Below are 19,851 nucleotides of genomic sequence, written 5' to 3' on the forward strand. Positions count from 1 at the left end.
TCGCCTTATTCGGCGGCGGCGATGTCGAGCCTGCGGGGTGAATTCCACAGCAAGACGTCGTCGATTGCCCGCAACGCCTTGGTTTCGGCCTGAAGCCAATTGCGAAACAGCTCCACGCGCGCGAGCCGTGCCTTGGCCGGCGTCGTCACGAAGAAATAAGAAAAGCTTACGGGCTGCGGGCTGCCGAAGGGACTGACCAGGCGCCCCGCCCTCAGCTCCGCCTCTGCCAGACGTACCTTCCCGAGGCCAAGTCCCTGCCCTGCCAGGGCCGCATCGATGACGAGCGATGATTGATTAAGACGGAAGCCGCCTTGCGACAGCCGATAGGACAGTCCCTCGGCCCGCAACCAGGCATTCCAGTCCGGACACGAACGATCGTGCTCTGCACCATCCTCATGCAGGAGCGGCACGCCTTCGATTGCCTGCGGATCGTTCCACAGCCAGTGCCGCTCGGCAAATTCGGGATTGCAAATCGGCACCACAGCTTCGGAGAAGAGGTGATCGACAACCAGGCCAGGATAGCCGCCGCTGCCATAGCGGATGGCGCAATCTGTCTCATCCGTGTTGAGATCCGTCAATTGCGTCGACGCGTCGACCAGAACCTGCAGGCTCGGCGCCGCACGTCTCAAACCGTTCAATCGCGGGATAAGCCACTTGCTCGCAAAGGACGGCGCCACCGAGACACGGATGGGCAGATCATGATCGCTGGCAGCGAACTGTGTCATCGTTGCCAAAACGGCATCGAATGCATCGGTCAGGCCCGGAACCAGAGCGAGACCGGCGGCTGTCAGTTGCAACTGTCCGCGCGTCCGGTGGAAAAGCGGCTGCCCGAGATAATCCTCCAGCAGCCGTATCTGCTGGCCGACGGCTGCCGAGGTGACGTGCAACTCATCGGCAGCGCCGAGAAAATTCAGGTGCCGCGCGGTGGCGACGAAGGCCCGCAGCGATGTCAATGGCGGCAAGCGCGCCAAGGTCGGCTGGATGGTTTTCTTTCGTGTGCTGGCAGGAGTGTTCATGAGCCGATTGCAGCACAAACCGACCATGAAAGACGAGAACGCGCTTTGCGTTTGTCTGAAAGACGACGAACATTTTCTTCCATGCTGCACCAAGGCAGCGGAAGCAAAAACTAAAATCGAGGAATAGTCTATGTTTTTACTAGATTACATCGCCGGTAGCTGCCTCAGCAAGGCGGCAGCCGCAAAGCTTTTCTTTGCCTATGGGCGAGAAAAACATTCTTCCGTTTTGCTGGCCCGCACCCTGAAAATGGTTTGGCTTGCGTAGCTGGCGATCTCTCCGCCAGCTGTTCGATCGCGAATACCTCAGCTTCAGCAAGGGACCACAAGATGACCATCAACCGCCGCCGTTTTAATCAGTTGCTGCTGCTGTCCACCGCCGCGACGCTGCTGCCATCCATCACAACCCATGCAGCAGAGACGCAGCCACCGCGAGGCGGGACGCTCAATTTCATCGTCGAGCCGGAACCGCCGACGATCCTTGCTCTTGCCCATACTGCCGGCGGCACGCAGAAGATCAGCCCGAAGATCACCGAGGGATTGCTGACCTACGATTTCGACTTCAAGGCGAAGCCGCAACTCGCCACTGAATGGTCTGTGAGCGCCGATGGGCTGACCTATACATTCAAGCTTCGTGCGAACGTCAAATGGCATGACGGCAAGCCTTTCACCTCGGCCGATGTGGCCTATTCGATCGAGCTTCTGAAACAGGTTCATCCGCGCGGACGCGGCACTTTCGCCAACGTCACGGCCGTGGATACGCCAGATGATCTGACGGCGATTTTCCGCCTCTCCAAGCCGGCGCCCTACCTGTTGAAAGCGCTTTATGCTGCAGAATCCCCCATTGTGCCGAAACATGTCTACGAGGGCGTCAAGATCGCCGATGTCCCGATCAATCCGAACGGCAGCGCCCCCATCGGCACCGGTCCCTTCATCTTCCGGCAATGGGTTCGCGGCTCCCATATCATCCTGGAACGCAATCCGGATTACTGGGACGCGGGCAAGCCCTATCTCGACCAGGTCGTCGTACGTTTCGTACCCGATGGCGCCGCCCGCGCGGCTGGCTTCGAGACTGGGGAATTCGATCTCGGTGGCGACAATCCCATTCCACTTGCCGATCTCGAACGCATCAAGGCGCTGCCGAACATCTGTATCGATTCTCGCGGCTACGAGACCAAGGGAGACCAGACGCAGCTTATCCTCAATCTCGACAACGACTATCTGAAGGATGTCCGCGTCCGACGCGCCATTGCCCATGCCATCGACCTCAACGTCATCCTCAATACCGTCTGGTACGGCTATGGCCACGTCTCTCCAACACCGATCAGCACCTTCCTGCCTGACTATTCCGACGCCTCTATCAAGCCCTATGCCTTCGATCTCAGGGCAGCCGAAAAATTACTCGACGAGGCAGGCTACAAGCCCGATGGCAGTGGCACCCGCTTCACACTTCGCCTGACCCATAATTCCTACAATGAAGGCTTCAAGCGCGTCGCCGAATATCTGAAGCAGAACCTTGCGCGCATCGGCATCATCGCCAGGATCGATTCCTACGATTTTTCGACCTATATCCAGAAGGTCTACAACGAGCGCGCCTTCGACCTTACGGCCGAATATCTCGGCAATCAGTTCGACCCGACGCTTGGCGTACAGCGCGTCTATTGGTCGAAGAATTTTAAGATCGGTTTGCCGTTTTCCAATGCCAGCCACTACCAGAACCCGGAGGTCGATCGCCTGCTTGAGGCCGCATCCGTCGAGGTTGACGAGGCGAAGCGCAAGCAGGAGTTCAACGCCTTCCAGAAGATCATCGCCGACGACGTTCCGGTGATCAATCTGATCGCGCTCGAAAACGTCACCGTCTTCAACAAGCGCGTCAAGAATCACACCACCGGCGTTGAAGGCGTGCAATCGAATTTCGCCGATGTCTACATCAAGGAAGGCGAAGGCTGAGGCGCTACCTGCCAGATGATTATGAAGGGGGCGATGCGTCCCCTTGATCGCCATGCTTTAGGAGGCGACAAGAGCAAGCGGCGTGAGTTTACCCAAAATGCGGTCGGCAAGCGCGATCGCCTGAGCCCGCTGTTCCGTGATCGAACTCGATTCCCAGGCAACGCCTCGCAGCGGATGGCCGATCGCACTGATGTTGCGATGAATACGACCCTCTTCGGAGATGATATCGCCGTCAACGGTGGCATCAATGCCAAAACCGGTACTATGGGGCCTAACTTCGCCGCTCTCGAGTAGGCTGCGGACAAAGGGATCGGAAATGCGCCGCCAATCATGGAGCTGATGGCCCCGGCAATCGATGACCCCGCCGAAGGAGCGCGTTTCAACACCGGTTCGGCTCTTCAATGTCGCCGAGATCCGGCGGCCGGCTGGCTTCATTGCGATCAATCTCGACGTCTGGTGCTGGAGGCGCCCCTCGGCACTCGCCTGAGTGACGGCACGGTAGCTGTCGGGCGCGGCGCGGTGCGCGGTCACATCCCAGAAGGCGCGGAGGTGCCGGGCAAAGCGTAAGCGCTCGACATCGTCAGCCTTTTGCCAAAGCGTCAGGATATGAGGTCTGATAGCCATGGGCAGGCTCTGCCAATCCTTGCCGGCGGCGGCAAGCGCGCGGCGCTCGGACTTGATGATCGATAGCAACGAGCGTGCCGTTGTCGGAAAAGGTTGTTCGGCAAGGAAGTCTCGCGCCGGCTCGGCATCCCGCCGGTCTTCGATAAACTGCCCTCGCCGCGAGATGACATGATATCTACCGCGAAAACCCCTCGCCTCCATGCTGGCCACCGCGTCGACCATCGACAGGCTGGAGCCGATCAGAAGAATCTCTTCGGCCTCCCGAAGGCGGTCGAGCGCGGTGGCATCCCACGCTGAAGCAGCAAAAGCCGGATGGCTTGCAACAGGCGCTTCCCGCGGTGCTGGGTCGGGCTGGAACACGCCAAGAGCGAGCACCACTTCGTCCGCTTCGATCTGTTCGCCATCGCCTGTCTTGATCCGAACCCTGTGCGGTGCGGCAATAAGCTCGGATGCCGAAGATCTGATGTGCCGCAATGTCGACCCGGCACGCGCCTGCGCGATTGCACGGCTCAACTCATCGCGGACGTAAGTGCCATAGAGATGGCGCGGCGGAAAACTCGCAGAGATATCCGCAGGTAGCGTCCAGCCATAACGCGAGGCATTGTCGGCAAGCCAGCGCGTCAGATGGTCCGGCTCTTCCGGATGCAGCGAAAATGTTCCGGCCGGACCGTTGACGAGATGGACAGCCTCGGTCGTGCTATAGGCGACGCCGCGTCCAAGCTCCTCACGGGGCTCCAGGATGGTGATCGATAGCGGGACTTCGGTCCGGTCGAGTAGCTTCATCGCCGTCAACGCGCCGGCAAAACCGCCACCGACGATGACGATCGAATGGTGTGAGCGTAAATCCGCGTGCATGGCTTAGAAGACCTTGCCTTCTTCCAGATGCGTCGTGGTGCCGTTGATATAATAGTCACCAACCACACGTGCCTTGTGCAACAGCGGGTTATGGTTGAGCACGGTACGGATATTGCGCCAGTGCCGGTCAAGATTGAGATGGCGCGATGTGGCGGAGCCGCCGCCAAGTTCGAAGACGTTGGTCGCAGCCGCAAGCGCCAGCTGTGATGCCACGATCTGGGTGCGCGCCGTCGTCAGAGCGCTTTCGACCAAAGCTGTCTCCAGCCTTTGCGGCTCATCGCCGGCGAAGGCTTCCGCTGTCCGATCGAGCGCACGGGCGCTTTCGCGGATCAGCGTGTCGACGGCATAGGACCCGGCTGCGATCTCGCCCAATATCTTCTGCACGAAGGGATCAGCATTGGCGGTTTCGGCGGTGCTATGGGCGGCCGAGCGCGCCTGTTTGCGCACATAGTTAGTACCCTCGGCAAGCACGCCGCGAACCGCACCTGCCATCGAGGCGGCAAGGTGAAGCTGGCGTAGCGTCGATGTATGGCGGCCAATTAGCGTGTTCAAACCGCGCGTCGAGATTTCATGCGGCAAGACCTCCACATCCTCCAGCAGGACGCCGCCGCTTGCCGTCAGGCGCTGGCCCATGCCGTCCCAGTCATCAAGGATGCTGATCCCGTTGCGGTCGACGGGCAGCAACACACCGACGAGTTGGTCCTCATCATTCCTGGCACTAAACGAGGCGAAATCGGCAAAAGCCGTGCCGGTCGCATACCATTTGCGACCGTTGAGCCTGTAGCTTTCCCCCGATTTCGTCAGTCGCGCCGTCACATCGCCCGGGCGTTTGGTCCCCTGCTCGGTATGGGCGCCGCCAAAGAGCTTGCCTCCCAAGACACGGGAAAGCTGAGTACGGTCGAGCGCACTGTTGGGATTGAGCAGCAAGGCCTCGGTGAAATTGAAGTGGCTCCTCAGCGCATGGGCGACGTTGGAGTCGGCAGCCCCGATCGTCATGATCATGTCGATATAGTCGACCACCGAGCCGCCTGGCCCGCCAAGTGCCACGGGAATGCGCAGCGCGCCGAGGCCGGCCTCCTTGAACAGCCGGAAAGCCTGGTGCGGCAGTTCCCGTTCAAGATCCCGGCGCGCGGCCTCCTTTGAAATCTCAGCGGCAAGATCGGGTATCCTGGCCAGAAGTGCGGCGCGATCACTCGCGGCGGGAGCGGCTGGAATGGCGGATGAGGCTGTGTTCGGCATGTGGGGCTCTTTCGGCGCCAGGAGGAAACAGGCCCCACCTTGGTGGGGCCTGAGCACGATCATTCAGGCAACGGCCCGCGCAAGCGGCACGACGTTTTCGGCGTCAGCGGGGCCACTAAGGGGAACCCGGCCTTCGACGGGATGGCTCGGATCGTTGAAGCCCGGCGTCGACGGATGACCGGTCGCAACCAGCCGGTCGACCAATGCTTCATCCTGTGCGTCGAGCTTGACGTCGAGGGCGCGGATATAGCTATCCCAGTGCTCCTCTGTGCGAGGGCCGGTGATGGCGGAGGTAATCAGTCTGTTGTTGAGCACCCAGGCAATCGCAAACTCGGTGGGCGTAACGCCCTTGGCTTTGGCGTGATCGGCGATCTCCTTGGCAATGGCGATCGATTCCGGGCGCCATTCGGTTTCGAGAATGCGCTTGTCGCCACGGCCTGCACGGGTATCGGCGGCCGGCGCCTGGCCCGGCTCATACTTGCCCGTCAACACGCCGCGCGCCAGCGGCGAATAGGAGACGACGCCAAGGCCGTAGTGATGGGCTGCCGGCAGCTGCTCGGCCTCGGCCGTGCGGTTGACGATGTTGTAGAGCGGCTGGCTTGCGACCGGGCGATCGATGCCGAGCTGATCGGCCAGATGCGAGATTTCGGCGATACGCCAACCCCGGAAATTCGACACGCCGAAATAGCGCAGCTTGCCCGCGCGGATGAGATCAGCAATCGCGCGCACCGGCTCCTCCAGCGGCGCGTCGAAGACGGCGCGGTGGAAGTAGAGAATATCGATATAGTCGGTATTGAGCCGGCGCAGTGAATTCTCGACAGTCTCGATCACCCACTTGCGGGAATGGCCGCCAAGGTTCGGCCCTTTCGTGTGCGAGTTGACGAATTTTGTCGCAAGAACCCAGTGATCCCGGTGCGCCTTGATGCCGCGACCGACCACTTCTTCCGACTTGCCGTCGTGATAGACATCGGCCGTGTCGATGAAGTTGATCCCCTGCTCACGGGCCTTGTCGATGATGCGGAAGGCAACATCATCAGGTGTCGGACCGCCGAACATCATCGTTCCGAGATTGAGCGGCGACACTTTCAGTGCGCTGCGTCCGAGATAGCGATAGTCGACCATAGTCTATTCTCCAGTTCTATTGGGCGTGATGGCAGGCGACGGTGTGACCGCCGCCGAGTTGTGTGTAGATGGGGTCGTCAGTCCGACAGATGTCGGTCGCGAGCGGACAGCGCGTGTGGAATCGGCAGCCGGAAGGCGGATTGTGGGGGCTTGGCAGATCCCCGGTGATCGACGCTGCCTGCTTGCGCCGTGACGGATCGGGTACGGCGGCGAGAAGCGCCTGCGTATAGGGATGCTTGGCGTCGTTCCAGAGCTTTGCGGTGGGAGCACTCTCGACGATGCGCCCGAGATACATGACGAGCACACGATCGGCGAAATAGCGCACGACAGAGAGATCGTGAGAAATGAACAGGTAGGAGAGCGAAAGCTCAGACTTCATCTCGACCAGGAGATTGAGGATCTGTGCCTGAATGGAGAGATCGAGCGCAGAGACCGGCTCGTCGCATATCACCAGTTCCGGCTGCAGGATCAGCGCCCGGGCAATACCGATGCGTTGGCGCTGGCCGCCGGAAAATTCATGCGGGTAGCGACTAAGCGAATTGGCCGGCAAACCAACATGGGCGACCATCGAGGCCGCAATGGCTTCGCGGCTCTTGCCATCGCCGATTCCATGAACGGCGAGCGGCGACGTCAGGATGGTCCGGATCGTCTGACGCGGATTGAGCGAGGCAAATGGATCCTGGAAGATCATCTGGATATGCCGGCGAACAGACTGCAATTCCTTGCCCGTCAGCGCGGCAACATCACGCCCCTTGAAGGTCACCTGACCGGATGTCGGGTTGACGAGACGCATCAGCGATTTGCCGAGCGTCGACTTGCCGCAACCGGATTCGCCGACAAGTGCGACCGTCTCGCCCTCGACGATCTCAAGCGAAACGTCATCCACGGCGCGCACGGTTCCATCCCTCGCCGGATAATGCGTCGAGAGCCTATCGACGGACAGAAGCGGCATAGGATGCCTCCGCAATGGCTGGAACATAGGGACAGGCAACCTCACGTTCAGCCGAAAGCTGCACCAAAGCCGGAACAGAGGAACCGCAGGCGGATCGTGCGACCGGACAGCGCGGACGGAACGCACAACCAAGCTCTGCCGCCGCCGATACGATCGAACCCGGAATTTCCGTCAGTGGTCCATCGCGATAATGATAATCGGCCTTCAGGCGCGGCGACGCCGCAAGCAGCCCTTGCGTATAGGGGTGGTATGGCGTTTCGAAGAGCACGTCGGGCAGGCCCTGCTCGATCTTGCGGCCGGCATACATCACGACGACCCGATCGGCCCATTGGGCGACGAGGCCGAGATCATGAGTGATCAAGATGACGGCCATGTTCAGCTGGCTGCGCAGGCGATCGAGCAGTTGCAACACCTGGGCCTGGATCGTCACATCGAGCGCCGTTGTCGCCTCATCGGCGATCAGCAGCCTCGGGCTGCAGGCAACGGCAATGGCGATCATCACGCGCTGGCGCATGCCGCCGGAAAGCTGATGCGGATAGTCGTCCACCCGCTTTGCCGCATCGGGGATGCTGACGAGATCGAGCAATTCGATGGCGCGCAGGCGAGCCTGCTTGTGATTGAGCTTCTCATGGATGCGCAGGACCTCTACGATCTGATCGCCAATCGTCATGACCGGATTGAGCGAGGTCATCGGCTCCTGAAAGATCATGGCGATGTCGCGCCCGCGAATGCCGCGCAATTCTTTCTCGGGCAATTTCAAGAGATCGCGCCCGTCAAAGTGGATCTCGCCACCTGTCTTTGCATGCCGCGGCAGCAGCCCCATCAGCCCCAAGGCCGTTAGTGACTTTCCCGAACCGGACTCGCCGACGATCGCCAGCATCTCGCCCGGCGTGGCAGTGAAGCTGACACCCTTGACCGGTTGGGCGTTGCCGAACCCGACTGAGAGGTTATGGACTTCCAGAAGCCTTGCCATCAGCGCTCCTCCGAGAAACGAGGATTGAGTGCGTCATTGAGGCCATCGCCGATGAGGTTGAGCGCAAGCACCGTGAAGACAATGGCAAGCCCCGGAAGCGCAGTCAGATACCAGGCCGTGCGGATGACATCGCGCCCGGAACCGATCATCGACCCCCAGGAGACGCGATTGGGGTCGCCAAGCCCCATGAAGGACAGGGCCGATTCCATCAGGATGGCGCTTGCGACCATGACCGACGAGGTGACGATCAGCGGCGGCAGCGCGTTCGGCAGGATTTCGCGGAAGATGATGCGGGCATGCCCGAAGCCGAGGCTGCGTGCGGCAAGCACATAGTCCTTCTCGCGGATCGCACGGAATTCGGCGCGTGTCAGGCGTGCAACGGTCGGCCAACTGACGATGGCGATCGCGGTGGTCACCGTCGTGGTGGTCGGCTGTGCGATTGCGACCAGCACCACGAGGAGCACGAAGCTCGGTATGGTCTGGAAGATTTCGATAAGCTTGACGAGGAGGTCGTCGACCAGGCCACCGAAATAGCCGGCGAGTGCGCCAACGGTTACGCCCACGCCCAGCCCGAGCAAGGTTGCGGCGATGCCAACGGTCAGCGAGATCCAAGCGCCATGCAGGATGCCGGCAAGAACGTCTCGTCCCATGGAATCCGTACCGAGCGGATAAGCGGCATTCTGACCGGGCCAGAGGAAGGGTCGTGCCACCATTTCCAGCGGATCGCCGGGATAGAGCACCGGCGCAAGCAGTGCAGCGACAGCAATGATCGCCAGAACGACGATGCCGAAAAGCGCATTCGGATTCGACAGGAAGATCTTCAGCTCCCGGCCACGTCCCTGCCGTCGCGCGTCCGCCACGGCTGTCGTACGCGCATCGGGCGCGTGAATATGCGTCCAGCGGCTCCCCGGCACAGGAGCAGCGTCTGGTTCCAACTCCGGTGTGCCGGCGCTGATCTCATTTTCCGAGCCGGAGTAGATTTTGAGCTGTTGTGCTTTCATCGGCTTGCTCCGATCCTGGGGTCAAGCCAGGCCTGCAGAAGATCGACCGCGGCATTGGCGATGATCACGAGAAACGACGAGAGAAGCAGGATGCCGAGCAGGACGCTGAAGTCGCGGGCCATGACCGCTTCGAAGGCTAGCCTCCCGAGGCCGGGCCAGCTGTAGACGGTTTCCACGACAACGGCACCGCCCAGCATGCCGCCGAAATGCATACCTGCCATGGTAGTGATCGGGACCAGCGCATTGCGCAGCATATGCCGCGTTGTCAGCACGAAGGGGGAGACGCCCTTGGCCCGTGCGGTGCGAACAAAATCCTGGGACCTGACTTCCAGCATCGCTGCGCGCGTCAATCTTGCGTAGATGGCGAGATAGAATAGCGCCAGGGATGTCGCCGGCAGGATCATGTAGCGGGCGCGATCGAGAAGTACCGGCAAACCCGTCAGCCGCGAGCCGATGGTGCTATCACCGCCGCTCGGCAACCACCCGAGCTTCACCGAAAACAGCAGGATCAGCATCAGGCCGATCCAGAACCCCGGGATCGAATAGAACAGCAACGAGATGATGGAGATCAGCCGATCGGGCAGCCGGCCGGCGAAGACCGCCATCAGGGATCCCAGCACAAGGCCGACCACGATGGCGATGGCCAGCGCAACCAGCATCAGGGTGAGCGTGCCTGGCAGGCGCTGTCCGATGAGATCGGCGACCGGCATGCCGTAACGTGGCGAAAAGCCCAGGCTGAAATGGGCGAGATTGTTCAGATAGTTTGCAAGCTGCACCAGGATTGGATTGTCGAGGCCGAAACGCTCCCTTAGCGCAGCCATCGTCTCCACAGTCGCTGACCCTGCCTCGGCCGCCATGACATCAGCCGCATCGCCCGGCGCCAGCTTCAACAGGAAGAAATTCAGGATGACGATGCCAAGCACGGTCGGCACCGCCTGAATGGCCGTTCGCCGTATCGTTCGTCCTATCCGCTTGTAAGCTGACATCGCAACTCCCAGGCAGCGCCATGGAATTTGTAGACGCTGCATCACAATAGTAGTTGACTAAATCTGTAGCTTTTGTCAAATCAGTATTGGTAAATATTTCCAGAAACCATCATTTCTGCCGTATGTTTTAGTAATTTTTACCAAATAATATGCAGGAACTAGGGCAACGTTCTAAGTTGCCGGCTAGACGAGACAAAAAACTCTAAAGGATCCGCTTCTTCGGGAAGATAAAACCAGGGATCGCCACCAACGCAAAAAGACGGTCCCATTTGGAAGGCCAGACCCAGATGACAAAATTTCCGGCAATCACCCGCCGCAATCTTCTGCTTGCTTCCGCAGCCTTCGGCGCGACCATCGCAGCCGGTTTGCCGGCACTTGCCACCCCCGCTCGCGGCGGCACGGCGATCTTCCTTCTCTCGGCAGAACCGCCGGTCCTGACGACGATAGCCCATACGGCATTCAACTCGGTCTATGTCTCGCCGAAGACGACCGAAGGATTGCTCACCTACGATTTCGATCTCAATCCGCAGCCGTTGCTCGCCACGCAATGGAGCGTCAGCGACGATCGGTTGCGCTATACGTTCAAGCTGCGCGAGGGCGTCAAATGGCATGACGGCAAGCCGTTTACCTCCAATGACGTCGCCTTTTCGATCAAGACCCTCAAGGACGTGCATCCACGTGGGCGCAATACCTTCCTCAATCTCGTCGACATCGAGACTCCCGATCCACTGACCGCGATCCTCGTCCTCTCCAAGCCGGCGCCTTATCTGATCACGGCCTTGGCCGCATCCGAATCCCCGATCGTGCCGCGCCATCTCTACGAAGGCACGAAAATCGCCGAAAATCCCGTCAATCTGGCGCCTATCGGCACAGGGCCCTTCAAGTTCAAGGAATGGGTGCGCGGTAGCCATATCGTTTATGAGCGCAATCCCGACTACTGGGATCAACCCCGGCCTTATCTCGACCAGTTGATCGTCCGCTTCATCCCGGATGCGGCTGCACGCTCCATCGCGATCGAGACGGGTGAAATCGACCTGGCCCCATCGACGCCAGTTCCCCTCAGCGATCTCGAACGTTTCAAGGACCTGCCAAATCTGGCGTTTGAAACGCGCGGCTACCAATATTCCAACGGCGTCAGCCGCATCGAATTCAACCTGGAGCGGCCAGCCTTCAAGGACATCCGCGTGCGACAGGCCTTCGCACATGTCATCGACCGGAAGGTCATTCGAAACACCATCAACTATGGCTATGGCGAGCCGATTCCCGGGCCGATCAATCCCAATCTGACGAAGTGGTATGTCGCCGATCTGAAGACCTATCCGATCGATCTCGCTGCTGCCGAGAAGCTCCTCGACGAAGCTGGCCATCCCCGTGGTTCGGACGGCGTGCGCCTGCGCATCAGTCTCGACTATGTGCCAAGCGGCGAAAGCTACAGCCGCGGCTCCGAATATATTCGTCAGGCACTCGCCAAGGTCGGCGTCGATGTCACCGTGCGCAGCCAGGATTTCGCGACCTATACCAAGCGCATCTATACCGACCGCGACTTCGATTTCGCCTTCGAAGGTATGAGCAATCTCTTTGACCCGACAGTCGGCGTGCAGAGGCTTTACTGGAGCAAGAACTTCAAGCCCGGCGTGCCGTTCTCGAACGGTTCAGCCTATAGCAATCCGAAGGTCGACGCCCTGCTCGAAGCCGCCGCCATCGAAGTCGATCCGAAGAAGCGTGTCGAGCAATGGCGCGAGATCCAGGAGATCCTGGTCGATGATCTGCCGGCGATCGACATCGTCAGCCAGCCGGAATTGACCATCTACAACAAGCGTATCGCCGACCACACCCTTGGTGGCGAGGGCGTCGCCGGCAGTCTGGCCTATGCCTATATCGCCTCCGCCTAATCGTCGCAGCCCAAGCCGGGAACATTGAAAGCAAGGGAACGCCATGTCTATCCAGCACTCGCCCGGCTCCATCGTAGGGCTTCCGAAATTTCCCGCGCCGACCGATTTTCCGGACAGTCCTCTGTCGCAGGCTCTGGTGACGCAACCGGTTCTCCTCGGCCTGTTTCTGCCGATCCAGGCCGGTGGCTGGACGCAATCGACGCTCGAACGTTCAACCGACTGGCGCTTCGATTACAACAAGGCGCTGACCTTGCGGGCGGAAGAGCTGGGCTTCGATCTGGTCTTCGCGCTGTCGCAATGGCTTCCCAAGGGCGGCTACGGCGGAGTGTTCGACGGGCAGGCGCTCGACAGTTTCGTCTCGACGGCCGCCCTTGCGGGCCTCACGAAGAAGATCATGCTGATTTCGACCATGCATGTCCTTTATGGGCCATGGCACCCACTGCACCTTGCCAAGTTCGGCGCCACCCTCGATCACATTACCGGCGGCCGCTGGGGCATCAATGTCGTCACCGGGCACAGAGCCGTCGAGCACGAAATGTTCGGCTGGCCGCGCATCGAGCATGACAAGCGCTATGAACTGGCGGCGGAGTTCCTCGAAGTCGTACAGCGGCTGTGGAGTGATAGTGAAAACTACTCCTTCGAAGGTCAGAGCAGCTGGAAACTCGGCGGCGGCTTCGTCACGCCGAAACCGAATTTCGGCCGGCCTATCCTGGTGAACGCCACCGGCTCGGATGCCGGCATCGCCTTTGCCGCCCGCTATTCTGACATCGTCTTTATCACCAGCCCGACAGGCGCCGATATCGACAGCGCGCTTGCCTCCCTGCCCGCCCATACGAAGAGGGTGAAGGATGCGGCCACCGATATCGGCCGCAGCGTGCGTACGCTCCTGAACCCGATGGTCATCTGTCGGCCAACCGAGAGGGAAGCCTGGGAACTGGCTGACCGCATCGTTGCCCATGGTGACCAGCGCTCGCCGCAGGGCTTCCAGTCGTTGAGCTCCGATGCGCACGCCTGGAAGGGCCGCGACGCGCAAGACCCCTATCGCTTCATCGGCGGCAATATCCGCGTCATCGGCTCGCCGGAACAGGTGGTCGATCAATTCGTCAAATTGAAAGCCGCCGGCGTCGACGGCCTGCAGCTCAGCTTCTTCGATTTCCGCGACGATCTGGAATTCTTCGGCAGCGATGTGCTGCCGCTGATGAAACAGGCCGGCCTGCGCAACTGAAAGGGACGATCATGACCAGCAATGCCATTTCCGAAATCTGGTACACGCGTTGCCCCGTGCCGACGCCCGTCGGTCTCGCGGCTCAGCTCGGCTATCTCGAAGAGGGTTTCCGCAGCGAAGGCGTGACGCTGAAATCGATCATCGATTCACCCGACCGCAACATCCGCCAGAGCCATTTCAACCATACGCTTGACTGGTCCTTCCGCCATGGCGGCAACGTGCCGCCTATTCGTGCCCGTTCGGAAGGCCGTCGCACGCGTCTCGTTGGCATCACCTGGACGGACGAATTTCAGGCGATCATCACCCTGCCGGGAACTGGGATCAAGACGACGAAGGACCTGAAGGGCCGCCGCTTCGGCATCGCCCGCCGCCCCGAAGGGATCGTCGATTTCATGCGCGCCACGGCGCTGAAAGGCCTGATCTCGGCACTGTCGCTCGAGGGCCTGTCCCAGACGGACGTAGAGATTGTTGAGATAGCGCTTGCCGATTCCGTGCTTGCAAGCCAGGAAGGGCCGTCGCTGTTCGGCCTAAAACGCCGGCAGGCTTATGGCGAGGAAATTGCCGCCCTTCTGCGCGGCGACGTGGATGCCATCTACGTCAAGGGAACGGCTGGCATCAATGTCGCCAATCTCATCGGCGCCGTTCAGGTTGCCGAGTTCGGTTTCCATCCCGATCCGAAGATCCGCATCAATTCCGGCTCACCGCGCGTGTTGACCGTGGACGAATTGCTTGCCGAGGAACGTCCCGATCTCGTTCGCAAGCTCATCGAGGCGATTTTCAAGGCCAGCGCCTGGGCGCAGGCCCACCCGGAAGAAACGAGACGTTTCGTGGCACGCGAATCCGGCGCGACGGAAGAGCAGGTCCTGGCTGCCAATGGGGCGGAGGTTCACCGACATCTGGGCCTCGGACTGGAGCCGGAGCTTGTCGACGCCGTGGAGCACTACAAGAACTTCCTGCGCGACTTCGGCTTTCTGGCCGCCGATTTCGACATCGGGGACTGGGTGGACCGCCGCCATATCGATGGCTTTGCGGCTCGCGCAGTTGCCTGACGAAAGGCGCAACGACCGATATGACTGAAGAGCTTCACCATGTGATCGGCGGGGCGAAGCGCCTTGCCGAGGATTTTTCAACGACAGCCGCCCATCACGATGCGACCGGTGATTTTCCGTTCGAAAACTTCGACAGGCTTTTCGAGGCCGGTCTTCTGGGACTTGTGAGCGCACGGGAATACGGCGGGCTTGGCGAGGGCCTGACCGCAGCCCAGGCCGTTATCAGCGAGATCGCCCGCGGTGAGCCCTCCACCGCGCTCGTCCTTGCCATGCACTACAACTCGCATTTTACCATCCGGCGCTTCGGCGAATGGCCCGCGCATCTTGCGCAAAGAGTGCTTTCAGCCAACCAGCGCGGGGTCGCGCTGGTCAACAATGCGCAGGCCGAGCCGCGTATCGGCTCCCCTGCCCATGGCGCCCTCCCCGAAACGATCGCGCGCCGCGATGGCCATCGCTGGCGCATCTCAGGCCATAAGAGCTACGTCACCGGCATCCCCGTTTTGAAGTGGGTATCGCTGCTTGCTTTGACCGACGAGGAACAGCCGCGCCGCGCCTCATTTCTCGTCCCGACCGACGCTCCGGGCCTTCGCGTCGAGAAGAGCTGGAATGCCGCCGGCATGCATGCGACGGCAAGCGATGACATCATCCTTGATGATGTGTCGATCCCGTTGGATGACCTCATCGAAGCGCAATCGGCTACAGAGCCGATCCGGCGCGACGAGCATGCGACAGCTTTCTTTTTCGGCCTGATCGGCGCCGTTTATCACGGCGTCGCAAGGTCAGCGCGTGACTGCCTGATCAGCTTTGTCAGTCATCATGCCCCCGCCAGCCTCGGCGCGCCCATTGCCACAGTGCCACGCATCCAGGATGGGCTTGGCGAGATAGAGGTGCGGCTTGCGACCAATGCGCGGTTGCTGCGCTCGCTTGGCGAGGATGTCGATGCCGGCAGGCCCGTGGGTATGGATGGCATGAACGTACGTCACGTCGTCATCGACAATGCCGTCGCCATCACCAGCCTGGCGCTCGACCTTGCCGGCAACCCGGGCCTTAATCGAGACTTCCAGCTTGAGCGCCACCACCGCGATGCGATTACGGCGCGCTCGCACGCACCACAAAGTCACATGATCCGCACGATCGCGGCACGGAACGCGCTGAGCCGGCTAAACTCAACCGGCTCGTAGCAACGCGGCTTCAGGCGCTCGGGCTAAGCCAGATCTGGCCGAAGCTGTTATTGATCCCCTGCGCACCCGGCGCGAAGTTCTTCACGCGTTTGTTGGCGACGATCTGCGTCCCCGCGGCCACCAGATCGACGGACACCACGTCATCATGAATGATGTGCTGGAACTTGTACCAGATCTGCCGGCGTTTGGCTTCATCCGGCTCTGTCGCGGCTGCCTCCAGCAGCGCATCGACCTCCGAGTTCGCGTAGTGGCTGGCATTGGAGAACACCAGGCCGATCTTGAAGTTCTTCGACCAATAGGCGCGCTGCACGCCGAGCGTCGGATCAAAGGTATTGGAAAGGGACTCGATGACCAGATCCCAGGCACGATCCGTATAAACGGTCTTCAAGAAGGTCGCGAGATCGAGCTTCAGAATTTCGGCATCGATTCCAACCGTAGCCAGCGACTGCTTGATGAAATCTGCATAAGAGGGCTGGAGGAAGGAATTATAGGCAAGCCGCAGCTTAAACCGCGTTCCATTGGCACCACGCGGATAGCCGGCATCGTCCAACAGCTTGTTAGCAAGCTTGGGATCGGGCTCGCGCGCCTTGACGCTCGGATCATACCATTTCGGCAGCGCCGTGCTGATCGGGCTTGGCGAAACCTGACCATAGCCGAAGAGGGCGATATCGACGAGCTTCTGCAGATCGATGGCATGGGCGATGGCCAGCCGCACGTCCTTTTTTGTCAGAATCTCGTTCTCGTAGTTGAAGAACAGCTGCTGCTGCGGTCCCGAATAGGCATAGGTCGTGGTATCGACAACTAGATTGGTATTGGCCTTCAACCGCTCGATGTCTGAAAGCGGAACTGGGTTGGCCCCGATGTCGATCTCCCCGGTTTCCAGTGCCGCGGCTCTGGCTGCCGGATCGAGAATGACCCGCAAAACGATACGGTCGAGATAGGGCTTCGGAGCGTCCCAATAGTCCGGGTTGCGATCGAAGATCAGATGGCTGCCCGGCACCCATTCCTTGAGGATGAATGGACCCGTGCCGATCGTCTGGGCGAGTGTCGGCTGCTCGGTCGGCTTGAAAGCCTCATAGACATGTTTCGGCACGATCGGCGATTCAGAACTGCCGAGTGCAGAGATGAGGTAGGGCGCCGGCTTGGAAAGCACGATGACGGCCGTCAGCGGGTCCGGCGTCTCGACAGCGGTGACGTTCTGATAGGTGATACGCCCACGCGGATGCGCTTCCTTCAGGCGAAAAATCGTGAACCTTACGTCCTCGGAAGTGAAATCCTTGCCATCGTGCCATTTGACGCCTTTGCGGAGTGCGAAGGTATAGCGAAGGCCATCAGCGCTTGCAGACCACGATGTCGCCAGGAGCGGAGTGGGATTGAGATCATAGTCGAAATCGAGCAATCCCTCATTCACCTTCGGCCCGATCGCCTGCCCCGTGCCGGAAGACGTATTGATGGCAATCAACGCTGTGGGATCGGGATAGTAAGCCCAATTCAGGGTTCCACCACTGACCGGCACGTCTGCGGCATCGGTGAGTTGCGGGATGCCGAACGCCAGGCCGGCGCCCCCGAGCAGCAGCAATTGGTGAAATTGGCGACGATTGATCGACATAGGCTTTTGCTCCGATGGATTGGCGTGGGCTTTGGGCTCAACGTCCCATTTCCATCAGAATTCTTGGGAAAATCCGAAATCCAAAGGCAGTTTTTCTCGCGCATAGCGAAAGTAATGCTTCGCGCGGCGCAAGATATTTGCATGAAGGCCGGAACGGCTTTGCGCCATACTCCTTTGCATCGAAAGGCTGGTAGTTAATTCCTTCTGCTCCGGCAATATTAGTCTATAAATTCTGTAGGGAATTGACTTTACGAACTAGCGTGCATGGCCTTCCGGAACGAAAGCCCAGCCGCATGACAATTTCGAAACGACAGCTCAATCTCAATGTTGGCATCAACACAACAGGCTATCTCGGCAATGCGTGGCCGTATCGCACCGGCAGCCGGCATGACATCAACGATCCCGATTATTATCGGCGGCTGACCGAACTGGCGCATAAGGGGCTGTTCGACGCGGTGTTCTTCTCGGACCACCCCGCATTGATGACCGATCCGAACGGTCGCCCCTTCCACACCATCGACCCCCTGATCCTGTGCACAGCCTTGGCCGCGCAAGTGCCCGACATCGGTTTCGTCGCAACCATGTCGTCCACCTATAATTCGCCCTATAATCTTGCCCGGCGCACCCAATCGACGGACATCATTTCCGGCGGCCGCCTGATCATCAACATCGTCTCGTCCTTCAACCCAAATGTCGCCGCCAACTTCGGGGCGGAACCGCTGCCACCGCGCAGCGAGCGCTATGCCAAAGCATCCGAATTCCTCGATGTCGCCAAAAAGCTCTGGTCGAGCTGGGACCCCGCACGCGACGGTGACGTCCCGGAAAATCGCTTCTGGGATGCGGCAAGCGCGCAGGCAATCGACCATGCGGGTGACTATTTCACGGTGAAGGGACCACTCAATGTCCCGGTCGGCCCTCAGGGCCATCCCGTCATCGCGCAGGCAGGTGCTTCTGAAGGCGGCATCGAACTTGCCGCCCGGCATGGCGAGATCATTTATTGCAACATTCTCTCGCGCGCAGCAGGCCAGGCTTTCGGCAAGAAAGTCAAAAATCGCGCCACCGAGCTTGGACGAGATCCCGCCGGGATCCGTATCGTCCCGGGTCTTGTCGCAATCCTGGGGGAAACGCGGGCCGAGGCGCTGCGCAAGCACGAGCTTTTCAGCGGAGCGGGCTCGGAAGACGGACTGCTCGCCCGCTTTGTCAAAGATAACGGCATCGATCCGCATGATTTCGATCCCGACGCCGTTCTGGAGGCCGAGCGTTTCATCCCCGATCCCAACCGCATCCAGGCTGTCGGAATGGGCCTCGGATTGTCCGATCTGCTCGCCCACGAAAAGCTGACGGCGCGTCAGGCCGTGCGCCGTTCCGAAGGCCATCACCGGCTGGTGCTGGGCACGCCTGAGGAGGTCGCCGGCGCCATCATCGATCTCTGGGCCGATGGCACGGTCGATGGCTACACTCTGCAGCCGCCACGCGCACCCGATGATATCGAAGAGTTCGTCGACAAGGTTATTCCCATCCTTCAGGAAAGAGGCGTCTACAGGACGGCCTATGAAGGCAAAACAATTCGGGATCGCTACGGGCTGCCCTATCCGTTCAGAGATAGGAAAAACGCCGCCGTGTTGCGATGATTGCCTCGAGGTGCCTCTTCTGAAAGCCTCGAAGGTTTCACTCAACACTGCCGGCGGCACTGTAAACTTATCGGCCGACGGTTAAGATAAGGCCACCCGGTCAGGGATCACGCCACCTGAAGATGGGCGATCTCGCTCCACATCCGCATCGCGACCTCTCGCAGCTCGCGATAATGATGAGATGGAATGTCGTGGCGGGGAGTTCGAAAGAGGTTGGCGATCGGGTCCGTGGATCGAAACGAAGCGCTGAAGCTGTCGGGCTGACTTGAAGCGCTTCATGATCTTTTCCCTCCGTCGGATCGGCTGATGGGAGTTTGCTGCTCGGTTGTTGAGGCCTTTGTGCGAGCGATGTTCGACGCCGGGCATGACCTGGCGCTTCGCCGCACCGTAGGAGCGGAGCTTGTCGGTGATCATGACGCGGGGCGAACGGCCTTGCCCTTTCAGAAGCTTGCGCGGTGATGTCAGGTTAAGTTCCAGAGCTACGGATCGGGCATTTTGCTGAGCGATCAGGCGTCGATTCCGGCGACGCCCTTCCAATGTGCCATCGCC

17 protein-coding genes and 1 pseudogene are annotated in these 19,851 nt (G+C 60.2%); 8 read left to right on the forward strand and 10 right to left on the reverse strand.

Features of this window, described 5'->3' with window-relative positions:
* Window positions 1-5 precede the first annotated feature (5 nt).
* The gene (locus BJ928_RS34580; protein ID WP_047636154.1) at window positions 6-1,016 is read right to left on the reverse strand and encodes a LysR substrate-binding domain-containing protein; all 1,011 of its coding nucleotides are present in this window, start codon (window positions 1,014-1,016) and stop codon (window positions 6-8) included.
* On the opposite strand from BJ928_RS34580, the gene BJ928_RS39040 reads away from it, so the two are divergent.
* From BJ928_RS39040 to BJ928_RS34585, 3 genes are all read left to right on the forward strand, one after another.
* A complete protein-coding gene (locus BJ928_RS39040) occupies window positions 925-1,143 on the forward strand; it encodes a hypothetical protein (RefSeq protein ID WP_183079498.1) in 219 nt (72 codons plus the stop codon). The two genes, BJ928_RS34580 and BJ928_RS39040, sit on opposite strands and share 92 nt — an antisense overlap.
* A gap of 3 nt (window positions 1,144-1,146) precedes the next feature.
* Window positions 1,147-1,281, forward strand: a complete 135-nt coding sequence (locus BJ928_RS39780; protein ID WP_281024177.1) for a hypothetical protein — start codon at window positions 1,147-1,149, stop codon at window positions 1,279-1,281.
* A 62-nt stretch (window positions 1,282-1,343) separates the two neighbouring features.
* Window positions 1,344-2,963, forward strand: coding sequence for an ABC transporter substrate-binding protein (locus BJ928_RS34585; RefSeq protein ID WP_047636130.1), 1,620 nt, complete (start codon window positions 1,344-1,346; stop codon window positions 2,961-2,963).
* A gap of 57 nt (window positions 2,964-3,020) precedes the next feature.
* Here the strand turns inward: BJ928_RS34585 and BJ928_RS34590 are convergent, their stop codons facing one another.
* The 7 genes from BJ928_RS34590 to BJ928_RS34620 all read right to left on the reverse strand — a co-directional run bounded on the left by BJ928_RS34590 (window position 3,021) and on the right by BJ928_RS34620 (window position 10,715).
* Window positions 3,021-4,442: an FAD/NAD(P)-binding protein gene (locus BJ928_RS34590; RefSeq protein ID WP_047636131.1), complete on the reverse strand. Its 1,422-nt coding sequence runs from the start codon at window positions 4,440-4,442 to the stop codon at window positions 3,021-3,023.
* Between the two features lie 3 nt (window positions 4,443-4,445).
* On the reverse strand, window positions 4,446-5,681 hold the full coding sequence (locus tag BJ928_RS34595; RefSeq protein ID WP_047636132.1) for an acyl-CoA dehydrogenase family protein: 1,236 nt from the start codon (window positions 5,679-5,681) through the stop codon (window positions 4,446-4,448).
* A 63-nt stretch (window positions 5,682-5,744) separates the two neighbouring features.
* Window positions 5,745-6,803 carry an aldo/keto reductase gene (locus BJ928_RS34600; protein ID WP_047636133.1) on the reverse strand — a complete coding sequence of 353 codons (1,059 nt, stop codon included), beginning with the start codon at window positions 6,801-6,803 and terminating at the stop codon, window positions 5,745-5,747.
* Between the two features lie 16 nt (window positions 6,804-6,819).
* Complete coding sequence (locus BJ928_RS34605; protein WP_047636134.1) at window positions 6,820-7,755, reverse strand: oligopeptide/dipeptide ABC transporter ATP-binding protein; 936 nt, start codon at window positions 7,753-7,755, stop codon at window positions 6,820-6,822.
* Window positions 7,733-8,728: an ABC transporter ATP-binding protein gene (locus BJ928_RS34610; RefSeq protein WP_047636135.1), complete on the reverse strand. Its 996-nt coding sequence runs from the start codon at window positions 8,726-8,728 to the stop codon at window positions 7,733-7,735. The genes BJ928_RS34605 and BJ928_RS34610 overlap by 23 nt, the downstream gene beginning before the upstream one ends.
* Window positions 8,728-9,729, reverse strand: coding sequence for an ABC transporter permease (locus BJ928_RS34615; protein WP_047636136.1), 1,002 nt, complete (start codon window positions 9,727-9,729; stop codon window positions 8,728-8,730). The genes BJ928_RS34610 and BJ928_RS34615 overlap by 1 nt, the downstream gene beginning before the upstream one ends.
* Window positions 9,726-10,715, reverse strand: a complete 990-nt coding sequence (locus BJ928_RS34620; RefSeq protein ID WP_047636137.1) for an ABC transporter permease — start codon at window positions 10,713-10,715, stop codon at window positions 9,726-9,728. The genes BJ928_RS34615 and BJ928_RS34620 overlap by 4 nt, the downstream gene beginning before the upstream one ends.
* 287 nt (window positions 10,716-11,002) lie before the next feature.
* Here BJ928_RS34620 and BJ928_RS34625 point away from each other — a divergent pair, with 287 nt between their 5' ends.
* Genes BJ928_RS34625 through BJ928_RS34640 form a run of 4 tightly spaced genes read left to right on the forward strand, consistent with a single transcriptional unit; the run spans window position 11,003 to window position 16,062 of the window.
* The gene (locus BJ928_RS34625; RefSeq protein WP_047636155.1) at window positions 11,003-12,607 is read left to right on the forward strand and encodes an ABC transporter substrate-binding protein; all 1,605 of its coding nucleotides are present in this window, start codon (window positions 11,003-11,005) and stop codon (window positions 12,605-12,607) included.
* A gap of 43 nt (window positions 12,608-12,650) precedes the next feature.
* On the forward strand, window positions 12,651-13,832 hold the full coding sequence (locus BJ928_RS34630) for an LLM class flavin-dependent oxidoreductase (RefSeq protein ID WP_047636138.1): 1,182 nt from the start codon (window positions 12,651-12,653) through the stop codon (window positions 13,830-13,832).
* Between the two features lie 11 nt (window positions 13,833-13,843).
* Window positions 13,844-14,881, forward strand: coding sequence for an ABC transporter substrate-binding protein (locus BJ928_RS34635; RefSeq protein ID WP_047636139.1), 1,038 nt, complete (start codon window positions 13,844-13,846; stop codon window positions 14,879-14,881).
* Window positions 14,882-14,901: 20 nt separating this feature from the next.
* Window positions 14,902-16,062 (forward strand): acyl-CoA dehydrogenase family protein, encoded by a 1,161-nt coding sequence (locus BJ928_RS34640; protein WP_047636140.1) that lies wholly within the window; start codon window positions 14,902-14,904, stop codon window positions 16,060-16,062.
* 10 nt (window positions 16,063-16,072) lie between these two features.
* On the opposite strand, the gene BJ928_RS34645 is transcribed toward BJ928_RS34640, so the two are convergent.
* Window positions 16,073-17,671: an ABC transporter substrate-binding protein gene (locus BJ928_RS34645; RefSeq protein ID WP_047636141.1), complete on the reverse strand. Its 1,599-nt coding sequence runs from the start codon at window positions 17,669-17,671 to the stop codon at window positions 16,073-16,075.
* 293 nt (window positions 17,672-17,964) lie between these two features.
* Here BJ928_RS34645 and BJ928_RS34650 point away from each other — a divergent pair, with 293 nt between their 5' ends.
* Window positions 17,965-19,302 carry an NtaA/DmoA family FMN-dependent monooxygenase gene (locus BJ928_RS34650; protein WP_047636142.1) on the forward strand — a complete coding sequence of 446 codons (1,338 nt, stop codon included), beginning with the start codon at window positions 17,965-17,967 and terminating at the stop codon, window positions 19,300-19,302.
* Window positions 19,303-19,409: 107 nt separating this feature from the next.
* Here the strand turns inward: BJ928_RS34650 and BJ928_RS34655 are convergent.
* Window positions 19,410-19,755, reverse strand: a pseudogene (locus tag BJ928_RS34655) (DDE-type integrase/transposase/recombinase); the annotation flags it as partial.
* Window positions 19,756-19,851: the final 96 nt, after the last annotated feature.

The organism is Rhizobium sp. WW_1 (assembly GCF_003610155.1).
In the GTDB taxonomy this organism is placed as follows: Bacteria; Pseudomonadota; Alphaproteobacteria; order Rhizobiales; family Rhizobiaceae; genus Rhizobium; species Rhizobium tropici_A.

Coding starts and splice junctions, on each gene's coding strand:
- BJ928_RS34650 (WP_047636142.1), top strand. CDS start 17,965: ATGACAATTTCGAAACGACAGCTCAATCTCAATGTTGGCATCAACACA.
- BJ928_RS34585 (WP_047636130.1), top strand. CDS start 1,344: ATGACCATCAACCGCCGCCGTTTTAATCAGTTGCTGCTGCTGTCCACC.
- BJ928_RS34635 (WP_047636139.1), top strand. CDS start 13,844: ATGACCAGCAATGCCATTTCCGAAATCTGGTACACGCGTTGCCCCGTG.
- BJ928_RS34600 (WP_047636133.1), bottom strand. CDS start 6,803: ATGGTCGACTATCGCTATCTCGGACGCAGCGCACTGAAAGTGTCGCCG.
- BJ928_RS34595 (WP_047636132.1), bottom strand. CDS start 5,681: ATGCCGAACACAGCCTCATCCGCCATTCCAGCCGCTCCCGCCGCGAGT.
- BJ928_RS34645 (WP_047636141.1), bottom strand. CDS start 17,671: ATGTCGATCAATCGTCGCCAATTTCACCAATTGCTGCTGCTCGGGGGC.
- BJ928_RS34590 (WP_047636131.1), bottom strand. CDS start 4,442: ATGCACGCGGATTTACGCTCACACCATTCGATCGTCATCGTCGGTGGC.
- BJ928_RS34610 (WP_047636135.1), bottom strand. CDS start 8,728: ATGGCAAGGCTTCTGGAAGTCCATAACCTCTCAGTCGGGTTCGGCAAC.
- BJ928_RS34640 (WP_047636140.1), top strand. CDS start 14,902: ATGACTGAAGAGCTTCACCATGTGATCGGCGGGGCGAAGCGCCTTGCC.
- BJ928_RS34620 (WP_047636137.1), bottom strand. CDS start 10,715: ATGTCAGCTTACAAGCGGATAGGACGAACGATACGGCGAACGGCCATT.
- BJ928_RS34630 (WP_047636138.1), top strand. CDS start 12,651: ATGTCTATCCAGCACTCGCCCGGCTCCATCGTAGGGCTTCCGAAATTT.
- BJ928_RS34605 (WP_047636134.1), bottom strand. CDS start 7,755: ATGCCGCTTCTGTCCGTCGATAGGCTCTCGACGCATTATCCGGCGAGG.
- BJ928_RS34625 (WP_047636155.1), top strand. CDS start 11,003: ATGACAAAATTTCCGGCAATCACCCGCCGCAATCTTCTGCTTGCTTCC.
- BJ928_RS39780 (WP_281024177.1), top strand. CDS start 1,147: ATGTTTTTACTAGATTACATCGCCGGTAGCTGCCTCAGCAAGGCGGCA.
- BJ928_RS34580 (WP_047636154.1), bottom strand. CDS start 1,016: ATGAACACTCCTGCCAGCACACGAAAGAAAACCATCCAGCCGACCTTG.
- BJ928_RS34615 (WP_047636136.1), bottom strand. CDS start 9,729: ATGAAAGCACAACAGCTCAAAATCTACTCCGGCTCGGAAAATGAGATC.